Raw genomic sequence first — 16,167 nt, forward strand, 5'->3', positions numbered from 1 at the left:
CTACCTTGTTTTTTTAGATTTATTAAATGTAATCGTCGATTCGCGAATGCGTTCACGGGCAAGCCCTAATGAACGAACCACGCGGCTGGAAATTTCTTCAATGGAGGTATTGGTGGTATCAAAGACCGGGATGTCCACCTTTTCAAACATTGACATTGCCTTATTCAACTCCGCCTGACAGATTTCTAATGATGAATAATTACTGTCTGGACGACGTTGACGCCGAATTCGACTTAACGGGACAGGCTTAATAGTCAGACCTGCCAGCTTGTGCTGATGAATCTTCAGATAATCTGGTAATTCTTCAGCTTCGAGATCTTCAACTGTAAGCGGGTAGTTGGCCACTTTCAGTGAAAAGTTCATAGCCAGATACAAACTGGTCGGTGTTTTACCGCAACGCGATACACCCACCAAAATAACATCGGCTTCTTCATATTGATCAGGACGAATACCATCATCATGCGTAAGTGCATAATCAATAGCATCTAAACGACGCTGATAGGTCGTGTCACTGATTGAAATTCGGGAAACACCTTGCTTCTGAGAAGATTGCATGCCCAGAAAATTTTCCATGGAGCCAATAAAGCTATGGAAGAGACTGATCACATAACCGTCACAACTTTCTATTATAAATTGTGCTTCATCATTGACCAAGGTGCTAAAGACGAAAGGTTGAAATTCTGACTCTGCACTCAGCGCATTTATCTGCGCGCGCGCATCTTCAGCCTTCTCTGTAGTATCTACAAATGCCAGCGTGATGGTTTCAAACTCTATATCCGGAAACTGCGCTAACAAGCATTTACCGTAGGATTCCGCGGTTAAACCTGTTCGATCAGATACGAAAAAGACGTTTCTAACTTCGCTGTTGTTGTTATCTGCTGCGTCGCTCATTCGGTAATGATGTTCCGAAACCTATATCTTGATCAACAAAAAATTCAGTTATGTTTCAATAAACTCAACGAAATTGCATAACTGAAAAGTAAGTATTGCAGTGCAATATCTCTTTAGCGGAAACAATTGTAAATGCTCCTTTCCCCTAAATCGGTTTTACACATTTTGGTGAAACCACCCTATCTACAAAAAAGCCCCGTAGGCTTAGCCTACAGGGCTTTTCTTCGGTATGCTTGATTTGGTTAAGCTAAAAGCGCTCTTAGCGATTCTAACTCATCCAACATTTCCGCAATAATCCGTTTCTTGTTTTGGTCTGGTGCTTGAGTCACTTCCGGTTTGCTGTCCGTCTCAAGTTGCTGACGGGCACCACCGATAGTGAAGCCTTGTTCGTATAGCAAACCACGAATCTCACGGATTAAAACAACGTCATGACGCTGATAGTAACGACGGTTACCACGACGTTTAACAGGCTTTAATTGTGAAAACTCTTGTTCCCAATAACGCAAAACATGTGGTTTAACACCGCACAGTTCACTTACCTCACCGATGGTGAAGTAACGCTTGCCGGGGATAGCTGGTAGTTCGTTGTTATTACTTGCTTCTAGCATAACTGTCCACCCTCGCTTTCAATTTTTGACCGGGACGGAAGGTCACTACCCGACGCGCGGTGATTGGGATTTCTTCACCGGTTTTTGGGTTGCGGCCAGGCCGCTCATTTTTATCACGCAATTCGAAATTACCAAATCCTGATAATTTCACCTGATCACCCTGCTCTAAAGCAGCACGTATTTCTTCAAAAAACATTTCTACCAATTCTTTGGCTTCACGTTTATTAAAACCAAGCTCTTCGTAAAGTTGCTCAGTCATATCGGCTTTGGTCAGTGCCATTACTACCTCTTGTTGTTCTTTGTTGACCCGATATCAGGCTCTGATCACCGCACCAAGCGACGACTCAAGATTCTGTCTAATCTGCGTCATTAACGCATCGACTTCATCGTCGGTCAGGGTTCTTTCACTATGCTGGATTCGGAAAGCAATGGCTAAACTCTTCTTGCCTTGCTCGATCCCGTCTCCAGTATAGACGTCAAATAGTTGAAATGTTTTAAGAATATCAGAGTCGATAGACTTCAAGCAACGCTGTATTTGCCCTGCTGTTACTGTTGCATCAACTAACAATGCTAAGTCACGACGTATCATCGGATAACGTGATACACCTGAAAATTCAGGGACTTGTGCAGATAATACCGCAGAAAGCTTTAATTCAAATACAAAAACTTTACCGGTAACATCCAGTGTTTTGTTCAGTTTTGGATGCAATGCACCCAACCAACCAATCACTTCACCATTTTTGCTGATCTGAGCTGTTTGTCCCGGATGCAGTGCCGGATGCTCAGCTGCTGCGAAATTGACTTCACCACCAGCTAAAGTCAATAAAGCTTCGACATCAGCCTTAGCATCGTAAAAATCAACCTTTCGAGACTTTTCAGACCATTGCTCAGCTTGCATGTCACCGTAAATCAAACCACCAACCCGTTGCTCTTGGATGATGTCTGATTTATCACCGTTAAATACGCGACCAATCTCAAAGAGTTTGACACGCTCTTGTTGGCGATTGAGATTGTACGTCAGCGCTTGAACCAATCCTGGCCACAATGACTGACGCATAACCGATAAGTCGGCTGAAATCGGGTTAGCAAGCGCAATTGGGGCTGTTTCATCTACGGCAAAGTGCTGATGAATATTTGGATCAACAAAGCTGTAGGTAATCGCCTCAAAATAACCACGATCTACTAACAAATCCTGCAGGCGCTGTGTTTGTAATTGATGCTCAGAAATACTGGTGCTCAATACACTTGCTTGCGGACGCGTTTGTGGCAATTTGTCATAGCCGTATAAGCGACCCAACTCCTCAATCAAATCGACTTCAATTGATAAGTCAAAACGGAAACTAGGCACGATTACTTGCCAGCCTTCATTAGTGACAGTTACATCTAAACCCAAACGGTTTAATTTCTCAGTGACGTCATCAACAGCAAGTTCGATACCCAAAACTCGTTTAATGCGATTTGCACGCAGCGTAATTTGCGCAGGTTTTGGTAATGCTGCTTCACTCGTTTGTTCGATAACTGGACCCGGCTTACCCCCGGCTATATCAATGATCAGCTGAGAAGCTCTTTCGATAGCCATTGGCGCAAGTGATGGATCAACACCACGCTCAAAGCGATGAGAAGAGTCTGTATGCAAACCATAACTTCTGGCTTGTCCGGCAATCGCATCAGGCGTGAAAAAAGCAGACTCTAAGAAAATATCAACAGTATCATCACCAACCGTACTCGCTTGACCGCCCATGATTCCGGCAAGCGCTAGAGGCCCTTTTTCATCTGCGATCAACAAGCTGCTTGGCTGTAAGGTAATTTCTTGACCATCTAGTAATCTTAAAACTTCACCAGATTGAGCAAAACGAACATTAATACCACCATCGATTTTTGCTAAATCAAAGGCGTGCATTGGCTGCCCTAATTCCAGCAATACATAGTTAGTAATATCAACGATTGCGCCAAGGCTTCGTAAACCGCTGCGACGCAGTTTTTCTTGCAACCACAATGGCGATTCAGCTGTTGGGTTTACGCCTTTAACAACTCGACCTAAATAGCGTGGGCAAGCTTCATCTGCTGTTACAGAGACAGAAATAACATCCTCAGAAACAGCTGGCACAGGTTGAATATCAGGTGCCGTTACGTCAGTTTGACTAATAACACCAACTTCACGTGCAATACCGGCGACACCTAAGCAATCACTACGGTTTGGCGTTAAATCAACTTCAATCATCGTGTCATTGAGTTGCAGATAGTCACGAATATCAACACCAATTGGCGCATCAGCCGGTAATTCCATCAAGCCGTCAGCATTTTCTACCAAACCCAATTCTTTGGCAGAACACAACATGCCGAAAGATGGCTCGCCACGTAGTTTGGCTTTTTTGATTTTAAAGTTACCCGGTAATACCGCACCAATGACCGCTACAGGTATTTTTAAGCCTTCTCTAACATTGGCGGCACCACAAACGATGTGCAATAACTCATCGCCTGCGACATCAACTTCACAAACGCGAAGTTTGTCAGCATCTGGGAGTGGAACAACAGACTTAACTTGACCAACTAGCACACCTTCAAAATCACCAGCCACCGGTGCAACGGCATCAACTTCAAGTCCGGCCTGCGTTAATTTGGCAACAAGGGTATCGGTATCAAAGTTAGGGTTAACCCACTCACGTAACCACTTTTCACTAAACTTCATTGTCAGCCACTCACTTATTTAAATTGGCGTAGGAAACGCAGGTCATTTTCGAAAAATAGACGCAAATCATTTACGCCATAACGCAGCATAGCTAAACGCTCAACGCCCATACCAAAAGCCAGACCTAAATACTTTTCACTATCGATATTGACGTAGTCGAATACTTTTGGATGCACCATGCCGCAACCTAAAACTTCCAACCAACCAGTATGGCTACAAACACGGCAACCTTTACCATCACAAATGACACATTCGATGTCAGCTTCGGCTGATGGCTCAGTAAATGGGAAATAGGATGGACGGAAACGCACATTTAAAGGCTTTTCGAAGAAAGCTTGTAAGAAATCCGCCAAAATACCTTTCAGATCAGTAAAGCTGATATTTTCATCAACCATCAAACCTTCGACCTGATGAAACATCGGTGTGTGGGTTAAATCAGAATCACAACGATATACACGACCCGGCGCAATAATGCGTAATGGTGGTTGTGCTTCTTCCATCACACGAATTTGAACCGGTGATGTGTGCGTACGTAACAGCAACTCTGCGTCAAAATAGAATGTATCGTGCATCGCACGTGCAGGATGCGTTTCAGGAATATTTAGTGCAGTGAAATTATGATCACCGTCTTCAATTTCCGGACCTTCAGCAATTTGGAAGCCGATTTGACGGAAATAACGCTCAATACGCTGTAATGTTCGGGTAACAGGATGTAATCCACCTACTTCGCTATTACGCCCCGGTAGACTTACATCGATGGTTTCAGCAGCCAGTGCCGCATTTAATGCCGCCTCGCTCAACACTTTGTTGCGACTTTCAATTAGAGCAGCAACATTTTGCTTGGCGATATTAACTTCTTTACCGATAACGGGCCGTTCTTCAGCACTGACATTACCAAGCGCTTTTAAGTAAGCGGTGATTTCGCCTTTCTTACCCAGATAGGCGACCCGAAGATCATCCAATTGTCGGATATCGTCAGCTTCTGCAATTGCTCGCTCAGCGCGTTCAACGATTGTTTGCAAAGCCTGTAACTGTGATGCCAGTTCAGCCATATTTCCTCCACGAGGATCCATCAGAAACAAAAAAGGGCCGAACAAACGGCCCTTTTCAGCGTACTTATCATGTGATTCGCTACGCGCGAATCAACATTACTGTGCTAATGCCGCTTTAGCTTTTTCAGCGATAGTGGCAAATGCCGCGCTATCGTGAACTGCGATATCAGCCAGTACTTTACGATCGATTTCAATCGCTGCTTTCTTCAGACCGTCAATCAAACGGCTGTAAGACATACCGCACTCACGAGCAGCAGCATTGATACGTGCGATCCACAATGTGCGGAATACACGTTTTTTCTGACGACGGTCACGGTATGCATATTGACCGGCTTTAGTAACGGCTTGAACCGCTACACGATAAACATTTTTGCGACGGCCGTAATAACCTTTGGCCTGTGCAATGACTTTTTTATGGCGAGCACGTGCTGTGACGCCGCGTTTTACTCTAGGCATGGATTAGCTCCTCGATTACAGATTAGGCAACATCTTGCGGACTGACAAATGATCTGCTTTACAGACTGTCAGCGTTGAGCGTAATTGACGCTTCCGCTTAGTGCTTTTCTTGGTGAGGATATGGCTAGTAAACGCTTGAGCACGTTTAAATTTGCCACTGCCGGTGCGCTTAAAACGCTTCGCTGCACCGCTATGGTTTTTCAATTTGGGCATTTGGAACTCCGCATTGTTTAGTTAAAATTTATTTTTGTTTACTTGGCGCCAAAACCATAATCATTTGTCGGCCTTCTTTCTTCGGACGTTGCTCAACGGTCGACAGGTCTTTGAGATCTTCAGCTACTCGTTCAAGTAGTTTCAGGCCTAAATCCTGATGTGCCATTTCGCGTCCACGAAAGCGCAGACTAACTTTAGCTTTGTTGCCGTCTTCGAGGAAACGAGTCAGGTTGCGTAGTTTTACCTGGTAGTCTCCTTCTTCCGTCCCTGGTCGGAATTTGATTTCCTTTACCTGTATCTGTTTTTGCTTTTTCTTAGCAATGGCCTTTTGTTTATTAGCCTCAAACACATACTTGCCGTAATCCATAATACGGCACACTGGTGGTGTTGCCTGAGGGGCAATTTCCACCAAATCCAAATCCGCTTCTTCGGCCAGCTCTATAGCTCTTGCCAGTGGCAAGATACCTAACTGATCGCCGTTTGCGGCGGTAACACGTACTTCTCTGGCTGTAATTTCACCATTCAGCCGTTTTTGATCTGTAGCGATGTTTTTAATCCTCTAAAATAATTCGACCGCGGCGAGCAACGTCCTCATTAAGCAAGGAAACGAAGCTCTCAAGCGACATTGCGCCTAAATCTTCGCCCTTGCGGGTACGTACTGCCACGGCATTGTTTTCTGCTTCGCGCTCACCCACAACGATTAAATATGGGACGCGCCGCAATGTGTGCTCGCGTATTTTAAAGCCAATCTTCTCATTTCTCAAGTCTGTGTCGGCTCTAAATCCCTGATTTTGCAATTGTCGGGCGATCTCTTGGGCATAATCCGATTGTTTATCAGTGATTCCCATGACGATGACTTGTCTTGGTGACAGCCATGTTGGGAATGCTCCAGCATATTCTTCGATCAAGATACCAATGAAGCGTTCAAGTGAACCAAGAATCGCACGATGCAACATAACAGGGACTTGTTTACTGCCATCATCAGCGACATAAGTCGCATCTAAACGACCAGGCATTGAGAAATCGACCTGAATCGTACCGCACTGCCAAACACGACCTAAACAATCTTTCAGTGAGAACTCAATCTTAGGACCGTAGAATGCACCTTCACCTAGTTGCAGATCCCAATCGAGACCTTTAGCGTTTAATGCTTGCTCCAGTGCATGCTCTGCTTTATCCCAAACCGCATCACTACCTACGCGATTTTCTGGGCGTGTAGATAACTTGACGATAATTTCGTTAAAGCCAAAGTCTTTATAGACCTCAAAAAGCAAATCAATAAATGTTGATACTTCTGATTGAATTTGGTCTTCAGTACAGAAGATATGCGCATCATCTTGCGTAAAATTACGCAGACGCATCAAACCATGTAGCGTACCTGATGGTTCGTTACGATGGCATGAACCAAACTCAGCCATACGCAATGGTAAATCACGGTAGCTTTTCAGACCTTGGTTATAAATCTGAATATGGCATGGACAGTTCATCGGTTTCACCGCGTAATCACGGCTTTCCGAATGCGTGGTGAAAATCATGTCACCAAACTTGTCCCAATGGCCTGATTTTTCCCATAGACTACGATCAACGACTTGTGGCGTTTTAACTTCTTGGTAATCGTTTTCACGCATAACATTGCGGATATAGTTTTCCACTTCACGAAAAATACGCCAGCCATTGTCATGCCAGAAAATCATACCAGCCGCTTCGTCCTGCATATGAAACAGGTCAAGGCTCTTCGCTAATTTACGATGATCACGTTTCTCAGCTTCTTCTAAGCGATGTAAGTAAGCTTTTAATGCTTTTTTATCTGACCATGCTGTGCCATATACACGTTGCAGCATTTCATTCTCAGATTTACCGCGCCAGTAAGCACCGGCCAGTTTCATCAGTTTGAAAGCTTTCAGCTTGCCTGTGCTTGGGACGTGAGGGCCACGACACAGATCCATGAATTCGCCTTGGCGATAGACAGATAAGATTTCGTCTTTTGGAATATCTTCGATGATTTTGGCTTTGTACTCTTCGCCCATTTCACGAAAGATATCAATCGCAGCGTCACGAGGCACTTCTTCACGTACAACCGGTAAATCTTGATTTACCAAATCTTGCATACGCTTTTCGATTTTTTCTAAATCCTCAGGTGTAAAACCTTTTGGATAAGAAAAGTCGTAGTAGAAACCATCATCGATAACAGGACCAATCGTGACCTGAGCTTCTGGGTAAAGTTGTTTTACCGCTTGTGCCATCAAATGGGATGTTGAGTGACGAATGATATCGAGACCTTCTTCATCACGCTCGGTGATGATCGCAACGTCGGCATTATCATCAATAACGTGGGAGGTATCGACCAGTTTGCCATTTACTTTGCCAGCAAGGGCTGCACGAGCAAGTCCGGCACCAATATCATTGGCAATATCAAAGATTGTGACTGGTTTGTCGAATTGACGCTGACTACCGTCAGGAAGTGTGACTGAAATCATGATTCATCCTTGGTTGTGGCCGATACGAGGAGCCTAAAAACCAAAAAAGCGCTCAAGGCGCTTTTGGAAAACTGGTAGGCACGAGTGGATTCGAACCACCGACCCCCACCATGTCAAGGTGGTGCTCTAACCAACTGAGCTACGTGCCTGCCGTGAAAGCGCGAAATTATACGCAGTCAGACCGATAATGCAAGCTTTTAAACCACGACTGGTCCTAAAGCCAATTTACGCACTTGTTCAAGTTCATCACGCAGTTTTGCGGCCTCTTCAAACTCAAGGTTTTGGGCATGTTTATACATAGCGTTTTCAATCTGTTGGATACGTTTAGCCAACTGTTGAGGTGAAAGGCTGGCATATTTGGCATGTTCTTCGGCGACTTTCTGTAACTTTTGTTTACCCTCTGCTGATTTCGCATCATCCATACCGCCGCGGATCGATTTCACAATACCTGCCGGTGTAATGTTGTGCTCGAGATTGTGTGCCATTTGCTTTTCACGACGACGCTCAGTTTCATCAATTGCACGTTGCATAGAGCCAGTAATCTCATCAGCATAGAGAATGGCTTTACCATTTAAGTTACGTGCAGCACGCCCAATGGTCTGTATTAATGAACGATCACTGCGTAAGAAGCCTTCTTTATCGGCATCCAAAATCGCCACTAAAGAGACTTCAGGAATATCTAAACCTTCACGAAGCAAGTTGATGCCCACCAGCACATCAAACTCACCTAGACGCAAATCACGAAGGATTTCTACTCGTTCAACAGTATCAATATCAGAATGTAAGTAACGAACCTTAACGTTATGCTCACGAAGGTAATCCGTTAAATCTTCTGCCATCCGTTTTGTCAGTGTTGTCACCAGTACACGTTCATTAACCGCTGTGCGACGATTGACTTCTGACAACAGATCATCAACCTGAGTACCTACCGGGCGTATTTCTACGACAGGATCGACCAAACCTGTTGGTCTGACGACTTGTTCGACAACATTACCTGCGTGCTCAGCCTCATATTTGCCCGGCGTTGCCGAAACGAAGATGGTTTGTGGGGCTTGCCTCTCCCACTCTTCAAACATCATTGGCCGGTTATCAAGTGCTGAAGGTAAACGGAAACCATAATCGACTAATGTTTGTTTACGCGAACGGTCACCTTTATACATGGCGCCAATCTGTGGAATCATCACGTGACTTTCATCGATGACCAAAATCGCGTCATCAGGTAAATAATCAAATAAGGTTGGTGGCGCGGCACCGGCAGTACGACCAGATAAGTGTCTTGAATAGTTTTCGATACCATTACAGTAGCCAAGCTCAAGCAACATTTCTAAATCAAATCTGGTGCGTTGTTCTAAACGCTGTGCTTCGACAAGTTTGTTTTGATCAGTTAGCTCTTTGAGTCTATCGGCTAATTCAATTTTGATGGCATCAATAGCTTTCAATAAATTTTCGCGTGGCGTGACATAGTGCGTTTTGGGATAAATTGTGATGCGACTCAGACGTTGCAACACCTCTCCTGTTAAGGGATCGAAATAGCTAATTTGCTCTACTTCGTCATCAAAAAGTTCAATGCGAACAGCATCGCGTTCTGATTCTGCTGGGAAGATATCAATCACCTCACCACGCACTCGATAAGTACCACGTGCTAACTCAATATCATTCCGGGTGTATTGCAACTCAGCTAATCGGCGCAAGATATCGCGCTGATTAACAACGTCGCCTTGAACGAGGTGTAACACCATCGATAAGTAGGCGTCTTTTTCACCCAAACCATAAATACAAGAGACGCTCGACACGATAATCGCATCACGCCGCTCCAACATCGCTTTGGTTGCAGACAAACGCATTTGCTCAATTTGTTCGTTAACCGAGGCATCTTTATCTATAAATGTATCGGAAGACGGTACGTAAGCTTCTGGCTGATAGTAATCATAGTAAGAAACGAAATATTCCACCGCGTTGTTGGGAAAGAACTCTTTCATTTCGCTATAAAGTTGCGCAGCGAGTGTCTTATTTGGTGCTAAAACCATCACCGGACGCTGCACAGCTTGCGCAACATTGGCCACCGTGAAGGTTTTACCCGACCCAGTCACCCCGAGCAGGGTTTGCCACATTTCACCGTTATTCAGGCCTTCAACCAGTGATGCTATCGCAGTAGGCTGATCTCCCGCAGGTTGAAACTCACTGACTAACTCAAATTGTTTTTTCATAGGCTTTAGCAATATTCGCGATTGTCGTATATTACGAGGTTCTCAATTTAATTGTTTTTTCGAAGGTTTTATTTTGACTACCAAACTCTCACAGCGCGTTCAAAGCATCAAACCATCACCTACTTTAGCCATCACCGCACGCGCCGCGGAATTGAGAGCCGAAGGCAAAGATATCATTGGCTTAGGTGCTGGTGAGCCTGACTTTGATACCCCAGAACACATCAAAAACGCTGCCATCACTGCGCTTAACAACGGTCAAACCAAATATACTGCTGTTGATGGTACTGCTGATTTGAAACAAGCCATCATCAAAAAGTTTTCAAGAGATAACGGACTAGATTATCAGCCAAATCAAATCTTAGTCTCATGTGGTGGCAAACAAAGCTTTTTCAACCTTGCCCAAGCATTATTAGATGCAGGTGATGAAGTTATCATCCCGGCACCTTACTGGGTGTCATACCCAGATATGGTGTTATTGGCTGAAGGTACGCCTGTCATTATCGAAGGTGACATCGATCAGCGTTACAAAATTACGCCTGCACAATTAGAAGCGGCAATCACTGAAAAAACCCGTTTATTTGTTATTAACAGTCCATCTAATCCTTCAGGTATGGCTTACACCAAAGCTGAACTTGAAGCACTGGGCGAGGTGCTGCGTAAACATCCAAATATTCTCATTGCTACGGATGACATGTACGAACATATCTACTGGGCTGATGAACCGTTTGTAAATATCGTGATGGCCTGCCCGGATTTATATGAACGTACCATCGTGATGAATGGTGTCTCCAAGGCTTATTCAATGACTGGCTGGCGTATTGGTTATGCCGCAGGTCCTGAAACATTAATCAAAGCGATGAAAAAAATTCAGTCGCAAAGTACATCAAACCCGACTTCAATTTCGCAAGCTGCGTCAGTTGAAGCATTAAATGGCGATCAAACTTGCATTGAAACAATGTTAGTTGAGTTTAAAAAACGTCATGATTTTGTCGTTGCTGAATTGAATGAAATGGACGGCGTCACAGCATTATCTACAGATGGAACGTTTTACGTTTTCCCAGACATCAGTGGTGTCATTGAAAAAATGCCCGGTATAAACAATGACATGGAGTTTGCCGAAGCATTATTGAACGATAAAGGTGTCGCGGTTGTTCCGGGTAGTGCCTTTGGTCTACAAAACCATATGCGTTTGTCTATCGCGACCAGTGAAAGCAATTTACGTAATGCGCTTTCTCGCATCGCTGACTTCATTGGGTGAAATTAATTGCTGATAGGCCTTGACCCATAAGGCTCAAGTCACTATCATACGCATCTTTCTGTTCCCCGATAGCTCAGTTGGTAGAGCAAATGACTGTTAATCATTGGGTCGCTGGTTCGAGTCCAGCTCGGGGAGCCAAATGATTTTAAAAAGCCTCAGTAAGCATTGCTTCTGAGGCTTTTTTGTTTCCGGAATATCAAATCGAGGCAATCGCGTAATGACCTATTTAGAAGAACTCATTTCGGCGATTCAATTCTCAGGTGAATTGTTTCCAGCTAATAAACCTGTCAATGCAGCAGGTGCTGACGGCATAAAGCAATTCTTTGAAACGTTCACAACGCAACCAGAATATGATCCGTTATTTCAGCCTGGTGGCGTCATTCATAGCACTGCTTTACGATTTATTGAGTCTTACCCCCAACCAATTGCGACAAACGGTCTTGTGGCCACACAAGCCTTTCTGGAAGAGATCCAACAAAAAGTGTTTGGTGCAGGTTTCTGGGTTGGTCTAACGGTTGGTGACGTCGTGTTTAATGGCAAGCCCGTTTATGACACCTCACAAGCATCACTGAAAGCAGATGTAGAACAAGGCAACACCAAAAACTTTCATGCTTGGTTAACCTTCGGCAATCTTCAGATCATGGATTTAAGTGTTATTTCCATGTTGCTTGATAGCAAGACTGCCAGACCAGCGGATTTTAAAGACAAACGCTTGTTATCAACCAAGCCACGAAAAACGGCCAAGTTACAACACAAGCCTATAGTTGTTGCCAACGACTTCTTAAATAAACGCTAGTACAAAGACGGGACTCGCAGCGTCAATGTGCCTTCACGTTGTGCCATTTCCAGGTGTTTCATAAAGCTCATTCCCAGTAACACCACGTCATCATGCATGTGCGGATTAATATTGGCTGAAATATCTTGCAAGGTAATGCCACCAAGCGACACTTGATGTAAACGGGTTTGATACACGGTAATAGTTCCGTTAGCGGTACCAACAGTAATAGGTCTGCCTTGTTGCAGTTCAGCTTGCTCTGCAACGCTCGCAGGTACACTTATTGTTGTCGCTCCTGTATCAAGTAAAAAAGTGACTTCATGCCCGTTAATAAAGCCGGGCGCAACATAATGCCCAGCTCTATTACGTTGTAAAACGACTTCAGTCTCGGCACCCAAATTCGAAGAAGCCAAATGTTTATCACGCTTGGCAATAAAGCCATTAAAGAAAAGCGTTAATGAGCCCATCAACAATAACCAGAAAATGACTGTCATCACATTGGATGCGCCAGACTGTTTGAATCTCATTATTTTTATTGGCAACAACTTATTTCCCTACCATTTAAAGATTTACGTCATGTGTCTACAACGTTATTAGTGACAAGCTTTGTCGGTATTTATTCGTTGATAACGTAGTCAAATGATAACGTATCGGCTGAAGTGCTATCCTCTGCCCATGCAAACCAAACTAACAATACTATTTGGCCTACTACTTTTAATAACAGGCGCACTGGCAGAACAGACAATAGCAGCGCCTCAAACGCCGTTATGGTCAAATGATTTAAATCCGAGAATAGTCACTGGTAATTGCAGGGTTTGTCCCCTTTTACCCCGGACCAAGTGGTATTTTACCGATGAGTGGATTGCCGTCAGCGCCCAGACATCCCTACCAGCAGATATCTCATTACCTGATTGGCTTGAAGGCGCGCCTTGGATAGACATGCCGCCACCTATTTGGATTGGAAAACCCGATGCGCTAAGTGACGTCCTGATTGATAAGCAATCTGCACAACTTACCTTACCAAACCAGCAAGCTCAGGCTTGGCAAATCATTGATAAGATTCCACAAAACCAAAGTTACTGGAATGAAGACACCGCCACTTTTTTTAGTAACAAACCACTCTCTATACGCGGTGAAACGCAAGCAAATACCTTTATCGCACAAACTATCTGGCCAATGGAATTTGCTATTACAGGGACTCAGTTACAACCACTTTCAAACGATGAAACTATTGAAGATTGGGTTAGAGCAGATCAAGGTGGTGTGAATCAACCGCATACCGATAGGCTTATCTGGCAACGAGATGAAAACGCTACAACTAGTGCGCAAGGCAAACCAGTTTTGGCATTAATGCTAAATGGTGCACAAGGAGATGACCATGAAGCGTTAGCCGGGCACTTCGCATTGGTAACAGGTACATTTCAAGCTAAAGGTCATTATCAGGACTGGCTAGTTAATAACTTCTATAGTTTGGATGTGGTCAGTGAAAAAGGCATTATCGCTGCCGTCACGCCAATGGATAAATATTTAGCCGATCTCAATAGTGGTCAAAACTATTACCGCCCCTCTTATATGCTTGTTGCCACTTTAAATGATGCTGCACCGGCTTATCAGGTACAGCAATCTATGAATCAAGTGATGCAACATTTTTACCGCCATACTTTTCAATATCAGCATGCCGATCTGAACTGTACCGGCATTAGTATTGATGCATTAAAAGCTTTGGGATGGCATGCACCAGAACAAGGTAATAGTGGATTACTGCTGGCTGTTGGCGCCTACTTCTATAGTCTGGTGACCGATGGGTTTGATTTTCGCGCAGCACGTCAGCTTTATGATTATCTAATGACTGAAACCAGTCGTTTACTTCCTGCTGTTGCTTTTGATGTATTAAGCCAAGATATGTTGAATATTGTTCAGCAAACCAAATCTGAAACGCTCACAGAGTTTGAACAACAACTTGCCGATAATATCGATGCCATCTGGCTGGTTAAAATCCCACAAATTCCATCCAGTCGTGCTTTTGGTGATGCGCCAGTGTTCAGTTTTCAAGAGTATCTGGATATCACACCAGCCAATCGAGATGACTGGGTCACTATTCAATTACCGACACAACAATTACCCGAAAGCCTAAATACTACTCAGCCTGTAAATAAAGCGCCTTTTTTTGTGCCATGGCCAGTAATGCTTATTTTTATCGGTTTGTTGCTTTTGATAATCAGCGTTATTCAGCACTTTCGCCGCCAGCAGGTTAAATAGACTGACAAATACTCGTCACCATTAATTTATAATAGGTTTATGCATAAATTCGACATCGCCATATTAGGTAGTGGTTGGCTGGGCCTACCTTTAGTTCAACACTTCAATCAACAAGCAAAACGTGTCGCCGCTTCAACACGACAGTTAATGCGCTTTCCACAAATTGAAGCAGCAGGTGGGCTCCCCTTTCTCATTGACATTGAAACGTCTAATGATCGGGGTGACTTTCTAAACGCCCCTATTTTGATTATCAATATCACGTCAAAAAACACCGATGCTTTTGCTTACCTTGTTGAGCAAATTGTAAAGAGTGCTGTAGAAAAAGTTCTGTTGATAAGTTCAAGTTCGGTCTACCAAAACTTGCAACGCGTTGTTACCGAAGATGAAGGGGCTGAAAACCCAGTTAGTCCACTATTTCAAATTGAGCAGTTGTTTCAACAAAGTGATGGCTTTGAAACGACCGTTTTACGCTGTAGTGGTCTTATTGACAGTCGCCGTCATCCAGGGCAGTTCTTTCGTCACGGTAAGCAAGTTAAACAACCCGACGCACCGGTTAACCTCATACATCTCGATGATGTGATTGGCATTATTGATAGCATCATTCGGCAACAAACATGGGGGCAGGTTTTTAATGCCAGTGCGAATACCCATCCGACCAAACGGGAGTTCTATCAGTATGCGCGTTCTTTATTAGGGATGGAGGCACCGGACTTTGCTGAAAGTGATGAGCAGCCATTTAAAATTGTCAGTAATGAAAAAGTTAAACAGCTACTCGGCTATCAGCTTCAACATCCTGATCTGTTAAAAATTAAATTATGAGCCAAGCAGATAACTGTCCCTGTGGTAGTCAGCTTAAATACGCAGATTGCTGTCAGCGACTGCATTCAGGAAAAGCGAAGGCTTCAAATGCAGAACAACTCATGCGATCTCGTTATAGTGCCTTTGTACAACAAAACATCGACTATCTCATTGATACGCTGCACCCAATGCAGCGACAAACGGACGATAGAGAAGTCTTACAGCAAACCTGTCAAAACACGCGCTGGTTAGGATTACAAATTGTGAAAAGCCAAGACAAAAAAGACTCAGCTAAAGTCGAGTTTGTCGCGTTCTATGAAGATAGTCCTATCGGCCAACTTCATGAACGATCCAACTTTACATTAGAAGCTGGCCAGTGGTTTTATCTACATGGTGAGTTTTTACCGGCGATAAAACTGGGTCGCAATGACAAATGTATTTGTGGCAGTGGCAAAAAACTCAAACACTGCCACGCACCGTAACC

Annotated in this window: 16 protein-coding genes and 2 tRNA genes; 6 read left to right on the forward strand and 12 right to left on the reverse strand. The window is 44.0% G+C overall.

Features of this window, described 5'->3' with window-relative positions; genetic code table 11:
• The 11 genes from OMP94_RS04155 to uvrB all read right to left on the reverse strand — a co-directional run bounded on the left by OMP94_RS04155 (nt 1) and on the right by uvrB (nt 10,593).
• Nucleotides 1-891: a pyruvate, water dikinase regulatory protein gene (locus OMP94_RS04155; protein WP_266276328.1), complete on the reverse strand. Its 891-nt coding sequence runs from the start codon at nt 889-891 to the stop codon at nt 1-3.
• 242 nt (nt 892-1,133) lie between these two features.
• Nucleotides 1,134-1,499, reverse strand: coding sequence for a MerR family transcriptional regulator (locus OMP94_RS04160; RefSeq protein WP_266276330.1), 366 nt, complete (start codon nt 1,497-1,499; stop codon nt 1,134-1,136).
• On the reverse strand, nt 1,483-1,779 hold the full coding sequence (gene ihfA, locus OMP94_RS04165; RefSeq protein ID WP_266276332.1) for an integration host factor subunit alpha: 297 nt from the start codon (nt 1,777-1,779) through the stop codon (nt 1,483-1,485). Before ihfA ends, OMP94_RS04160 begins: the two co-directional genes overlap by 17 nt.
• A 33-nt stretch (nt 1,780-1,812) precedes the next feature.
• Complete coding sequence (pheT, locus tag OMP94_RS04170; RefSeq protein ID WP_266276334.1) at nt 1,813-4,188, reverse strand: phenylalanine--tRNA ligase subunit beta; 2,376 nt, start codon at nt 4,186-4,188, stop codon at nt 1,813-1,815.
• 14 nt (nt 4,189-4,202) lie between these two features.
• On the reverse strand, nt 4,203-5,240 hold the full coding sequence (gene pheS, locus OMP94_RS04175; protein ID WP_266276336.1) for a phenylalanine--tRNA ligase subunit alpha: 1,038 nt from the start codon (nt 5,238-5,240) through the stop codon (nt 4,203-4,205).
• A 96-nt stretch (nt 5,241-5,336) separates the two neighbouring features.
• Nucleotides 5,337-5,696, reverse strand: a complete 360-nt coding sequence (gene rplT, locus OMP94_RS04180) for a 50S ribosomal protein L20 (protein ID WP_266276338.1) — start codon at nt 5,694-5,696, stop codon at nt 5,337-5,339.
• 15 nt (nt 5,697-5,711) lie between these two features.
• Nucleotides 5,712-5,909 carry a 50S ribosomal protein L35 gene (gene rpmI, locus OMP94_RS04185; protein WP_266276340.1) on the reverse strand — a complete coding sequence of 66 codons (198 nt, stop codon included), beginning with the start codon at nt 5,907-5,909 and terminating at the stop codon, nt 5,712-5,714.
• A gap of 28 nt (nt 5,910-5,937) precedes the next feature.
• Nucleotides 5,938-6,465, reverse strand: coding sequence for a translation initiation factor IF-3 (gene infC / locus OMP94_RS04190; RefSeq protein ID WP_323135056.1), 528 nt, complete (start codon nt 6,463-6,465; stop codon nt 5,938-5,940).
• Nucleotides 6,461-8,386, reverse strand: coding sequence for a threonine--tRNA ligase (thrS, locus tag OMP94_RS04195; RefSeq protein ID WP_266276342.1), 1,926 nt, complete (start codon nt 8,384-8,386; stop codon nt 6,461-6,463). The genes infC and thrS overlap by 5 nt, the downstream gene beginning before the upstream one ends.
• A 72-nt stretch (nt 8,387-8,458) precedes the next feature.
• Nucleotides 8,459-8,535: transfer RNA gene (locus OMP94_RS04200), tRNA-Val, on the reverse strand.
• 48 nt (nt 8,536-8,583) lie between these two features.
• The gene (uvrB, locus tag OMP94_RS04205) at nt 8,584-10,593 is read right to left on the reverse strand and encodes an excinuclease ABC subunit UvrB (protein WP_266276344.1); all 2,010 of its coding nucleotides are present in this window, start codon (nt 10,591-10,593) and stop codon (nt 8,584-8,586) included.
• A 73-nt stretch (nt 10,594-10,666) separates the two neighbouring features.
• Here uvrB and OMP94_RS04210 point away from each other — a divergent pair, with 73 nt between their 5' ends.
• The 3 genes from OMP94_RS04210 (at nt 10,667) to OMP94_RS04220 (ending at nt 12,647) form a co-directional block, all read left to right on the forward strand.
• Nucleotides 10,667-11,851: a pyridoxal phosphate-dependent aminotransferase gene (locus OMP94_RS04210; RefSeq protein WP_266276346.1), complete on the forward strand. Its 1,185-nt coding sequence runs from the start codon at nt 10,667-10,669 to the stop codon at nt 11,849-11,851.
• Nucleotides 11,852-11,913: 62 nt separating this feature from the next.
• Nucleotides 11,914-11,989: transfer RNA gene (locus OMP94_RS04215), tRNA-Asn, on the forward strand.
• Nucleotides 11,990-12,068: 79 nt separating this feature from the next.
• Nucleotides 12,069-12,647: a hypothetical protein gene (locus OMP94_RS04220; protein WP_266276348.1), complete on the forward strand. Its 579-nt coding sequence runs from the start codon at nt 12,069-12,071 to the stop codon at nt 12,645-12,647.
• Here OMP94_RS04220 and OMP94_RS04225 read toward each other — a convergent pair.
• On the reverse strand, nt 12,644-13,153 hold the full coding sequence (locus tag OMP94_RS04225) for a retropepsin-like aspartic protease family protein (RefSeq protein WP_266276350.1): 510 nt from the start codon (nt 13,151-13,153) through the stop codon (nt 12,644-12,646). The genes OMP94_RS04220 and OMP94_RS04225 overlap by 4 nt on opposite strands.
• Before the next feature lie 148 nt (nt 13,154-13,301).
• Between OMP94_RS04225 and OMP94_RS04230 the strand changes: the two genes are divergently transcribed.
• From OMP94_RS04230 to OMP94_RS04240, 3 genes are read left to right on the forward strand one after another with little or no spacing between them, the layout of a single operon-like run.
• On the forward strand, nt 13,302-14,885 hold the full coding sequence (locus OMP94_RS04230; RefSeq protein WP_266276352.1) for a hypothetical protein: 1,584 nt from the start codon (nt 13,302-13,304) through the stop codon (nt 14,883-14,885).
• A 39-nt stretch (nt 14,886-14,924) separates the two neighbouring features.
• On the forward strand, nt 14,925-15,704 hold the full coding sequence (locus tag OMP94_RS04235; RefSeq protein ID WP_266276354.1) for an SDR family NAD(P)-dependent oxidoreductase: 780 nt from the start codon (nt 14,925-14,927) through the stop codon (nt 15,702-15,704).
• Complete coding sequence (locus tag OMP94_RS04240) at nt 15,701-16,165, forward strand: YchJ family protein (protein ID WP_266276356.1); 465 nt, start codon at nt 15,701-15,703, stop codon at nt 16,163-16,165. The genes OMP94_RS04235 and OMP94_RS04240 overlap by 4 nt, the downstream gene beginning before the upstream one ends.
• Nucleotides 16,166-16,167: the final 2 nt, after the last annotated feature.

The sequence above is a fragment of the Methylophaga sp. OBS3 genome (genome assembly GCF_026319325.1).
Lineage (GTDB): Bacteria > Pseudomonadota > Gammaproteobacteria > Nitrosococcales > Methylophagaceae > Methylophaga.